The organism is Lactobacillus intestinalis, from assembly GCF_024397795.1.
Lineage (GTDB): Bacteria > Bacillota > Bacilli > Lactobacillales > Lactobacillaceae > Lactobacillus > Lactobacillus intestinalis.
Genome location: NZ_CP072985.1, coordinates 309,847 through 319,380, shown reverse-complemented (window position 1 = coordinate 319,380; position 9,534 = coordinate 309,847). Strand labels below are relative to the sequence as shown.

The 9,534-nt window shown below is 33.9% G+C and carries 12 protein-coding genes; 5 read left to right on the top strand and 7 right to left on the bottom strand.

Annotated elements, in window-relative coordinates; genetic code table 11:
* From mobV to KBW87_RS09615, 3 genes are all read right to left on the bottom strand, one after another.
* A partial coding sequence (gene mobV, locus KBW87_RS09625; protein ID WP_255807359.1) for a MobV family relaxase occupies positions 1 to 454 on the bottom strand: 454 nt, incomplete at its 3' end.
* 112 nt (positions 455 to 566) lie between these two features.
* Complete coding sequence (locus KBW87_RS09620; RefSeq protein ID WP_057810473.1) at positions 567 to 1,187, bottom strand: CadD family cadmium resistance transporter; 621 nt, start codon at positions 1,185 to 1,187, stop codon at positions 567 to 569.
* A gap of 385 nt (positions 1,188 to 1,572) precedes the next feature.
* A complete protein-coding gene (locus KBW87_RS09615; RefSeq protein ID WP_157055147.1) occupies positions 1,573 to 1,749 on the bottom strand; it encodes a hypothetical protein in 177 nt (58 codons plus the stop codon).
* Positions 1,750 to 1,877: 128 nt separating this feature from the next.
* On the opposite strand from KBW87_RS09615, the gene KBW87_RS09610 reads away from it, so the two are divergent.
* The 4 genes from KBW87_RS09610 to KBW87_RS09595 all read left to right on the top strand — a co-directional run bounded on the left by KBW87_RS09610 (position 1,878) and on the right by KBW87_RS09595 (position 5,831).
* Complete coding sequence (locus KBW87_RS09610; protein ID WP_057810471.1) at positions 1,878 to 2,441, top strand: metal-dependent hydrolase; 564 nt, start codon at positions 1,878 to 1,880, stop codon at positions 2,439 to 2,441.
* 11 nt (positions 2,442 to 2,452) lie between these two features.
* Positions 2,453 to 3,715 carry a replication-associated recombination protein A gene (locus KBW87_RS09605; RefSeq protein ID WP_057810469.1) on the top strand — a complete coding sequence of 421 codons (1,263 nt, stop codon included), beginning with the start codon at positions 2,453 to 2,455 and terminating at the stop codon, positions 3,713 to 3,715.
* Positions 3,716 to 3,793: 78 nt separating this feature from the next.
* Positions 3,794 to 4,771 carry a choloylglycine hydrolase gene (bsh, locus tag KBW87_RS09600; RefSeq protein ID WP_057810467.1) on the top strand — a complete coding sequence of 326 codons (978 nt, stop codon included), beginning with the start codon at positions 3,794 to 3,796 and terminating at the stop codon, positions 4,769 to 4,771.
* Positions 4,772 to 4,949: 178 nt separating this feature from the next.
* Positions 4,950 to 5,831 (top strand): hypothetical protein, encoded by an 882-nt coding sequence (locus KBW87_RS09595; RefSeq protein WP_057810465.1) that lies wholly within the window; start codon positions 4,950 to 4,952, stop codon positions 5,829 to 5,831.
* 89 nt (positions 5,832 to 5,920) lie between these two features.
* On the opposite strand, the gene KBW87_RS09590 is transcribed toward KBW87_RS09595, so the two are convergent.
* Positions 5,921 to 7,087 (bottom strand): site-specific integrase, encoded by a 1,167-nt coding sequence (locus KBW87_RS09590; protein ID WP_057810463.1) that lies wholly within the window; start codon positions 7,085 to 7,087, stop codon positions 5,921 to 5,923.
* 190 nt (positions 7,088 to 7,277) lie between these two features.
* Here KBW87_RS09590 and KBW87_RS09585 point away from each other — a divergent pair, with 190 nt between their 5' ends.
* Complete coding sequence (locus KBW87_RS09585) at positions 7,278 to 7,424, top strand: hypothetical protein (RefSeq protein ID WP_157055146.1); 147 nt, start codon at positions 7,278 to 7,280, stop codon at positions 7,422 to 7,424.
* Here KBW87_RS09585 and KBW87_RS09580 read toward each other — a convergent pair.
* The 3 genes from KBW87_RS09580 to KBW87_RS09570 are packed head-to-tail and all read right to left on the bottom strand — an operon-like array spanning position 7,405 to position 9,520.
* A complete protein-coding gene (locus KBW87_RS09580; RefSeq protein ID WP_057810461.1) occupies positions 7,405 to 8,175 on the bottom strand; it encodes a DUF4393 domain-containing protein in 771 nt (256 codons plus the stop codon). The two genes, KBW87_RS09585 and KBW87_RS09580, sit on opposite strands and share 20 nt — an antisense overlap.
* Positions 8,176 to 8,217: 42 nt before the next feature.
* Complete coding sequence (locus KBW87_RS09575) at positions 8,218 to 8,769, bottom strand: hypothetical protein (RefSeq protein WP_057810459.1); 552 nt, start codon at positions 8,767 to 8,769, stop codon at positions 8,218 to 8,220.
* A 34-nt stretch (positions 8,770 to 8,803) separates the two neighbouring features.
* Positions 8,804 to 9,520, bottom strand: coding sequence for a hypothetical protein (locus KBW87_RS09570; RefSeq protein ID WP_157055145.1), 717 nt, complete (start codon positions 9,518 to 9,520; stop codon positions 8,804 to 8,806).
* Positions 9,521 to 9,534 lie beyond the last annotated feature (14 nt).

The following is a 9,534-nucleotide window of genomic DNA, read 5'->3' as shown; positions in this document are numbered from 1 at the left end:
TAAAAACAGTCTTTGCTGATAGCTTATTTTCCGCATTGAAAGGCACAATTCCTAAGTGCATATGCGGTGTTGTTTCGTCTAAATGCCCTTGAGCGTAGCGGATATTCTCATCACAAAATTTGTCCGCAAAATATGATTTCGCAGTATCAAAAAAGTCTTTAATTTCTTTATCGTCTTTATCTTTAAAAAATTGGTTATTAGAAGTTATGATCCATTCGTTTATTAATACAGCATCTTTTCTGACAGCACGATTACTCAATTTGTTGTCGTTAATAAATTGCTGAATATCTGTTTTATAATTGTCTGTGCGATTGACTAAGTCATAATTCAAATACGAGCGTTCCGTATCAATTTCTTTGTTTAAATGATTGTCAGTTAACCGTTGATTATGATTACCCATGCCGACTAAATTTCCAGCTTTCATCTTTTGCATTCTTGCGACTAAATAACTCATCATAAGTCCTCCATTCTTTGGTTTGGCGAATTAGCAGTAAAAAAAGTATCTGAGGTTTGAGGTTAGGATTCAAAAAAATATAAGAAAAGCCCCATTTAAGGGGCTTTTTTATCTATAAAATAAAGTTCAGAAAAGTCTCAATCGTGCCACTTTCATACATGATGTATAGTCCAAGTGGAATGAATACTAAGGGCACAATGATTCGCGTGTATTTTTCAATTGTCTCGGATATTAACGGAATAGAGGATAGCACCCGACTAAGCTCGCAAAAGATAATTACGCCGATTGCAAACACAAGCAACGCCACGAGGGTCTGTGACCAAGATAACGAAGCAAAATAAGGTATATAGATACCTAAATTATCTCCGCCAGACGCAATTGTCAGCAATGTAACTGTCCAAAAAAGGTGATTTGCCTTGCTTTGTTCTAATCTTTCAATAGTTTCTTCCTCTTCTTCTTCCTTACCTTCTCCAACAATTGCAAAGCGAATCCCTAAATAGATAGGGATTAAACCAAGCAATCCAACTATCCATGCTTCAGGCACGAATTTGACGACATAAGCAGCAACTAAACTCGCCCCTACAAGTAAGCCAGTGCCTAAATATTGCCCCGCATAAATCTGCCATTTCTGTTTATTCTGTGATAGCTGTGCAAATAAAATAATCAAAACAATTAAATAATCGATACTAGTGGAAGTATAAACACCAATAGCAGATATGATTGTCTGTACCATAAAAAAACCTCCTGTATTAGCCAGTAATAAATCAGTAGATTTTAGGAGAGCACAGACACATTAATTTAGCTATCGCTAATGGGTAATGTCGAACGTAGGAACGCATTTTACTCCTCCTCAAAACATAGTTACAAAGTAATTTCCAAATGGAATTCGGTGACTATTTCCATGTAAAGTATAACCCACTATACTTTGCAAACAAAGTGTGGGCTCGCCGAGGGGGCTTGCAGATAGCTATTCGACTCTTCTGAGCCGAGTATCAGCGCCACCAATTGTGGCAATTAGCTGATACCTGTTTGACGTTTTGTTCCCCTCCCAAATCATAGGGTTCCCAAACCTCAAACTAAATAACCCCCCTTCGACTTTTCAGTCAGGGGGGCTTTTATTATCTAAGTTCATTTTTCTTTTTTAACCACATACCGTCAATCATCTTGTTGATTGCTAAAGTATTGTGGTTGATTGCAACATCAAACCAATCATCAGAATGTTTAATGCAAATCATCAAGAAGTCAGCATAGTTATCAATCTCATTATCGTAAATATAAGTGACAATCTCTTTCATAAAGTACTCATCAAATTTTTGTGGGATAAATAAAGCCGAAAGGCTTTTATCTTTGCTCTAAATTAACGATTTTACAGAGAGTTGTATGCTACAATATATAAAGAAATTTTACTTTAGAGGTGAACAGCTTGCTAGCTCAATCTCATCGCATCTTTAGCATTGCCCTTGTAGAATTTGGCTTAATCGCTACAGATAGCTTTTTAACTCATCCAGCTTCAAACATTGCTCTTCTTTTAGCAACTGGAATTGGAGCATCTTTGCCTGATATTGACCAACATAATAGTAAAGTAAGTCGTAAATCCCCCATTAACTTTAGTATGTTTTTACGTCATCGGGGAATTACCCATTCATTATTAGGATGGATAATTTTTGCTGTAATTTTGTATTTTTTGATGAATCTTTTAATTCCTCTTAAACCTATTCAATTAAGACCCTTTGTTTTGCCCAATATTTGGGGAAGTTTATGGCTAGGCCTCGTAATTGGATATTTTTTGCATTTGGTGGAAGATAGCTTTAGTAAACAAGGAGTACAATGGTTAGCTCCATTCTATAAGAAAAAAGGTAGACCATTGCTTTATTATAAAGTGGGAGGGCCATTTGAAAAATTTTTGGCAATGATAGCGTATATTGCTGTGATTATTATGACTATTTACTGGGTTTGGTTGATGATTTATCCAATGCCACGCGCATAGGAGGAAAAATTATGACGATTAGAAAACCTTTAGCTGATCAATTGCGTCCACGAACGTTCTCAGAAGTGGTAGGCCAGAGAGACTTATTAGGAAAAGGAAAGCCTTTGCAAAAAATTATTGAAAACCATGTTCCAGTTTCTTTAGTTTTGTGGGGACCTCCGGGAACGGGCAAATCCACATTAGCTCAAATTATTGCGCAAGAATTTGGCTATCATTTTGAAAAAATAAATGCATCAATTGATAATAAAGCCAAGCTAGTTAAAATAATTAACAATTATCCTGACCAAACTTTTGTTTTATTGATTGATGAAATTCATCGTATGACTAAAACTTTGCAGGATTTTTTGCTACCTTATTTAGAAAATGGCCATATTATGTTAATTGGAGCTACTACTGAGAATCCAATTATGTCATTGGTGCCAGCAGTGAGGTCGCGGTGCCAGATTTTTGAATTTAAGCCTTTAAAAGATGATGAAGTGGCTCAAGTAGTAGAACGAGCAGTTAAAGAATTGTACCGTGATGATACAAAAGTTTCGGCAGAAGGAGTAAAATTAATCGCAGTCGCCGCAAATGGTGATTTACGAGTTGCTTTAAATATTTTAGAAACTCTGCATGCAATTAATCCGCAAATCTTAAAAATAGAGGATGTTAAGAACTTTGCTAAATCTCAAAACTTTAGTTATGATCGTAAAGCCACGAAACATTATGATTATTTAGCAGCTTATTCTGATTCTATGGCTGGCTCAGATACTGATGCGGCCTTGTATTATTTAGCAGTTTTACTAAAAAATGGTGATTTGCCTTCTGTTGTGCGTAGATTGCGTGAAATTCCTTATACTTATATCGGTTTAGCGAATCCAGTCCGAGTTACTCAAATTGTCATTGCAGCCAATCAAGCTGAAAAAGTAGGAATGCCCAAAGCCATTTACCCTTTGATGTTTGCAACCATGTTGATGTGTTTATCACCAAAATCGGGATCTTTTGATAAGATTCGGCAAGAACTTGATCATGATACCGCTCATCCTAATCAACATCCCATGCCACGGGGCCTTCGTGATATGCACTATAAGCATTCTGAGGAGATTACAGGTGGCGGTTTAATTAAATCTCCATTTGAAGAGCCGTTTCAGGTTGCTCAGCAAAATTACATGCCTAAAGGACTGGAAGGAAAAAGGTATTACTTTGCTAAAGATAATCTCAATGAGAAAAAATTAGAAGAACAGTACTTGAAACTCCATAAATATATCTATGGAGAAGATTATCGGAATAAATAAAAGGTATAATTTTGTACACGTATTCATATAAGGCTTAAAATAGACTTTGATAAGTGAAAATGTAAGGAGTCGATAAATATGTGTACATCAATACTTTACAATTCTAACGAACATTATTTTGGTAGAAACTTAGATTATGAAATTGCTTATGGTCAAAAGATTGTAATTACACCCCGTAATTATGAATTTGATTTTCATGATCTTCCAAGTCAGAAGAGTCACTATGCAATGATTGGTGTCTCAGTAGTAGATGATAATTATCCTTTATACTGTGATGCCATTAATGAAAAAGGTTTAGGTGTTGCAGGACTTAATTTTGAAGGTCCAGGTCAATATTTCCCAGTAGAAAAGGGTAAGAAAAACATTACTTCCTATGAATTGATTGCCTATTTGTTGAGTAATTATGAAACGGTAGAAGATGTAAAACAAGGCTTAGCTGATGCTAATATTTCTGATATTAGCTTTTCAGAAAATTTGCCTGCTGCTGTTCTTCACTGGATGGTTGCTGATAAAACTGGCAAGAGCATTGTAATTGAATCTAGCCACAAGGGATTAAATATTTACGAAAATCCTGTCAATGTCATGACTAATAATCCTGTCTTCCCTGTGCACTTAATTAACTTGAGTAATTACGCAGATGTCTCACCAATTCAACCAACTAATTTCTTAGCTCCTAAGGTAGAATTGAATATGTATAGTCGGGGCTTAGGAACGCATCATTTACCTGGTGGAATGGATTCTGCTTCACGTTTTGTTAAGGCTACATTTGCATTAGCCCATGCTCCTCAAGGCAAGAGTGAAATTGAGAATGTAACTAACCATCTTCACGTTTTAAAGTCTGTTGAACAAGCTAAAGGTTTAGATGAAGTAGGACCTGATTCTTATGAATACACTATGTATTCCGATTGTATGAATTTAGAGAAAGGAATTCTTTACTGCACTACTTATAATGATAGTAGAATTCGTGCGGTTGATATGCATAAGGAAGATTTAGATAGTGAAAAGTTGATTTGTTACAATTTATTTAAGGATCAAGATATTGAATATGAAAACTAAATATTAGTTTGAGCGACTTGTGTTCACTGTAAGAATACGAGTCGCTTTTTGTAAATCGACATTCAAGAAATTGTAAGGAAAAAGATAATCCGTAAGAATAATTTAAGAGTTATGATGGCATTTTTCTGATACAATACCAATGAAAGAAAGTTTTTATTAATAAGAGGAGATATAAAATATGAAGAATAAACTTGGCATTACTGCTGCGGCAGCTTTAGTAGCTATATCTTTAGCAGCTTGTTCGAATGAAAATAATCAATCTAGTTCTAAATCATCGGATAAGCCAGCTACTTCACAAGTAGAAAAGAAACAAAATAGCTCAACAGAGAATAGTTCTAATACTCAATCAAGCGAAAATAAAACTTCATCTGAAAATAAGTCCACTTCTAATTCAAGTGAAAACAAGTCATCATCTGAAGATAAGAAGCCATCAAGTCAAGCTCCTGAACGTGACCGAATGGAAAAGATGACAGCTAAGTTACGTAAAGCTCTTCCAGGGATGCTCTTACCAACTCGTGATGGTTTAGGCACAGGTAGTGATAATTTGAATGTTCGCTACACTAAGAACGGAAATACTAATACTGTATATTATAGTGTAGGCAATTCTCCTGCTGAATTTAATGCGGCAAGTGTGAAGAATGAAAAGCCATTTGCGGTTTTAACTGAAACTAAAAATTCAGAAGATCCAGATGGTATTATTAACTACATGCCAGCTCAAAAAGGCTTACCAACTACTAAGTTAGATGCTGATACCACTGCTACTACTCAAGGGGCTGCTGGACAAAGTTACCTTCAATGGAACAAGGGCGACTGGTCATATGTAATCCAAGCAAGTACCCAATTAAAAGAAAATCCTACTGATCGCGGTAAATCTGTCTTGAAGTTAGTAAATGAATATGGTGTTCCATCAACTTCTAGCCATGGTAGCGTGCATGTAACTATGGGTGACAGTTTAGGTTCACTCAATACTGTTATTGCATGGCAAAAAGGCAATAGCACATACCAATTGAAGGCACACGATACTACAACTGCTTTTAAAATGCTTAATAGCTTGAAGTAATACTTAGACTTTGGCTTTATATCAATAACGATAGCCGATTTTAGAGCTTTTTTACGTAAAATCTACGTAAAAGGGCTCTTTTTTCGTTTTTATAAGCCTAATTTATTTCGTGTCTTTGTTAATTCAGCTTTTTTCTTTTTGGTAATTGAAGTGTAAATATCTAAAGTAGTTGAAACATGTTTGTGTCCTAGTTGATAGGCGACATCTTCAGGATTTAGATTATTATTAGTTTCAAACATCAAAGTGGCTAGAGTATGGCGTAATCCATGCATAGTAATGTGCTTAAGAGTAGGATCATGCTTATAAAGTTGTGCTAACCAAAAGCTAGGAGCTTGTGTTGTATAAAAATCATTATCAGGCGTATGAAATAAAAATTCACTTTTATCATACCATTTTGTACGATAAGCTTTAAATTCTTTTAATACTTTTAACAAATGATCACTAATAGGCAAGCCATTATTTTTTCTATATTTATCACTTGTTTTTGTTGGTCCTAGTGCCTTCTGACCTTGTTCATCGGTAGTAACGGTCCGCCGAATATAAATAAGCTTATCATTCCAGTTAATATCTGACCATTTAAGTGCTAAACTTTCACCACGACGAACTCCTAAAGAAGCAGTTATAAAGAAATAAACATACCATTCAAAATGTAATTTTTTAGCTGCAGTTAAAAATCTTTGAAGTTCATCAAGTTCAAGATAATTGTCTTTAGGGTTTCGAGTATGCTTTTTGGCGGATTTTTTAGGAATCACAACTCGATTAAAAGGATCATAATCAGTCCAACCTTTTATAATGGCGTGTTTTATAAGAGATTTTAGTAAATTAATGTAACTTCGATATTCAAGATAATTATTGGCCATATCATCAACAAAATTTTGTACATGTTCAGATGATATATGTGAAATATAAACCTCTCCAAATCTAGGTTTAGTAGGATTATTCCAGATCATTTTTTTATGTACTATAGTTGATCCTCTTGCATCAAGTTTATAAACTTTTAGCCATGAATTCCACACATCTGTAACAGTTATTTGCTGTTTATTCAAATATTGTTTCCGACCAATTTTAGTAGCTCCCTGTGCTTTTAGCTTAATTCTTAGTTGTTCTGCCTCTTTTCTGGTTTTTAATTTGCTTCTAGTAACTTTTACAGGTCTTTTGGTTTCAGGATTAATTCCAATATAAGTTTTTAAGCGATAATATGTTTTACCATCTTTTAGCTGATACTGCTGAATCCTTTTTTCGTGGCATATGACCATCCTTCCTAAACACTTGTTCTTTTTAATGGATAAATTAAAGCCTGCTTATGCAGACTTAATATTTATCGATTCCTCTGTTGGTAGTGCAGTAGAGAAAATTTTGTTTGGCTTTTAAAGTCTTCAAAACATGGGACTTATAAAATAGAATTATTGTACAATAAAAGTAATAAATAAAAGAGAAGGTTAAAATATGAAAAAAGATAAAGCTTTAGGATATAATTATTATTTGACTCCATTAGGAGATGTGATTTTTAAAGATAAGGATCGCACACAATTAATATTGTCTTATCAACAAGTGATAGCTCTTAAATTGCTTTTTAAAGAACACAACGACTAAAATTAGCGCCAAAAGAAGTGAGTTCAACATGACAGTGTTTAAACTCAATAATATCATTAGAACAATCTTGAAATGGGTTATGAAATTTTGAATTTAAACTATGTAAAGATTTTTCAATATGCTGATAGGTTGCATCTGCAATATTATTTGATGGATATGATGTCTCAAAAACTTTGACTAACCCTAATGATTCTAAAACGTTTACGGAAGAAATAGGAAGAGATCTTATAGACGTTCTATTTTGTTCATACATTTTATCCGTGATGGTTTGATAAGCTCCATATTCTTCTTTACGCCCTATTAAGTAACCGTATAAAAGATCACCATGATTCTCTTCAACTAATAATTTAAAGAACTCAGCATCTTTTCCACTTAATTGGGATAATATAGTAGCAAAACGTGGTGAAATTACTGTGTTTTTACGATTGTCTAAGGTAGATGCAATTAATTGAGCAAACATTTTTCGCAATTCTTCTTCATTTAGTTGATATTTTGATTCTTCTAATGCTTTTAATACCAGGCCTAATTTATCTGCGCTTTTATTTTCTTCTGGGATCTTTTTTAATTTTTTAGAAGTCTCTTGGGCAAGTTGATCAAATTCAGCTTTTTTAACAATTCCATATTTTATTGGAAGTTGAAATGTCCAATAAAGTATTCCACCTAAAGTCTTACCAATTGCATCACTTGAAGGACCTACCAAGTTTTCTACTAGAGAAGTAGGTAAAAAGTCTTTCCAGTCATTAAAATCCATTAATAAATCATTCCTTTCCAGCTCCGCACATGCGGGGCTTTTTTATTTAATTTTCTTTGTTAGAGTAGGGGACTTATAAAAATATTTAACAGAGTTAGGATTTTTAAGAATCAATTGTTTAACTGTGTGACCATTTTTATTTATGGTAGTAGCTCTTAAACCACCACCGTAATCATTATCACCTGCATCGAGCCAATAAGGATCAATGCCTATCCACTTGAATCCTTGGTTGTTATAAGTCCAACTATTCATCCAATGATGTTTATAGGCATATTTATTAGCTCTTTCCATATACTTCAAATTACCACTAGCTTTACGATAAATTTTCTTATCTTGTTTATACAAAGTAAATGTACCATGAGGAGAGTTAGTATCTAATTTAGGTAAGGTTACAGTATGAGCAGTTATTGTCATTTTGTTTAGCTTATTAAAATTGTAGTTATACCATGTTCCTCTGATTGATTTCGGAGTAGTTACTTTGGCTCCTCGGTAGTAAGCTGCATTGACTTGGTTAGAATGAATATTTGCTGTTGTTAAAGTAGTAGCAAACATCCCTAATGCAGCAAGTGATATTTTTAATGATTTATGTTTCATTTTCCTTTCTCCAAAATACTTAAGACATTAGCGACTAATCAATTAACTTATACCAGCCACTTCTTTTGCCAACATTCCACATATAAGGATAGTGTTCTCTCACACCTTTTCCTGAAACTTTCAATGTCCAGTGGTTTGATGGACCGGTTACAGTTAAAATGGTGCCCTTTTTAATCTTAGTTTTACCTACAATATGATTTTTATATGCTGGAACTTCTTGTTTTATCTTATAGGCCATAACTGGTTTGATAACTTTAACTTTACGTGAAGGTCTAAAGATAGTCGAAAGCCCTACATAACTATCAGTAGTTGCAAAATTGTATCTTACATTATTTCCTTCATAAAAACGGGCATTAGAAGAATAATCATCAAATTCATCAGGTAAGAACCAGTAGAAACCTTTATGAACTGGGAAGGCTTTTCCTCTAACAAGCCATTCACCATCATATCTTTTTATTTGAAATATTTGACCTGCAGGTAAGGTTTTATCTGAGGGAAAATTAGTATATTCATAAGGATTAATAAAAACGTGTGTATCTACACTATTTGTAAAATATAATTTTGAAGTAGAAACAACAGTTTTCCAATTTTTAAAGTATTTGTTAGGATGTTCAGTCCAGTATCCGTATGCAAATATATCATCAGATTTACTTGCTTCAACGGTTTGAGATGGCTCAGTATTGGTAATTACTGTAGCTGTACTAACTAATCCAAGTGACACAACCGATGTTTTCAATAATTTATGTTTCATTCTTGTTTCTCCAA

What these genes read in the sequence shown, in the direction of transcription:
- KBW87_RS09620 (WP_057810473.1), bottom strand. Translation starts at nt 1,187, where the DNA reads ATGGTACAGACAATCATATCTGCTATTGGTGTTTATACTTCCACTAGT.
- KBW87_RS09615 (WP_157055147.1), bottom strand. Translation starts at nt 1,749, where the DNA reads ATGAAAGAGATTGTCACTTATATTTACGATAATGAGATTGATAACTAT.
- KBW87_RS09605 (WP_057810469.1), top strand. Translation starts at nt 2,453, where the DNA reads ATGACGATTAGAAAACCTTTAGCTGATCAATTGCGTCCACGAACGTTC.
- bsh (WP_057810467.1), top strand. Translation starts at nt 3,794, where the DNA reads ATGTGTACATCAATACTTTACAATTCTAACGAACATTATTTTGGTAGA.
- KBW87_RS09595 (WP_057810465.1), top strand. Translation starts at nt 4,950, where the DNA reads ATGAAGAATAAACTTGGCATTACTGCTGCGGCAGCTTTAGTAGCTATA.
- KBW87_RS09590 (WP_057810463.1), bottom strand. Translation starts at nt 7,087, where the DNA reads ATGGTCATATGCCACGAAAAAAGGATTCAGCAGTATCAGCTAAAAGAT.
- KBW87_RS09585 (WP_157055146.1), top strand. Translation starts at nt 7,278, where the DNA reads ATGAAAAAAGATAAAGCTTTAGGATATAATTATTATTTGACTCCATTA.
- KBW87_RS09580 (WP_057810461.1), bottom strand. Translation starts at nt 8,175, where the DNA reads ATGGATTTTAATGACTGGAAAGACTTTTTACCTACTTCTCTAGTAGAA.
- KBW87_RS09575 (WP_057810459.1), bottom strand. Translation starts at nt 8,769, where the DNA reads ATGAAACATAAATCATTAAAAATATCACTTGCTGCATTAGGGATGTTT.
- KBW87_RS09570 (WP_157055145.1), bottom strand. Translation starts at nt 9,520, where the DNA reads ATGAAACATAAATTATTGAAAACATCGGTTGTGTCACTTGGATTAGTT.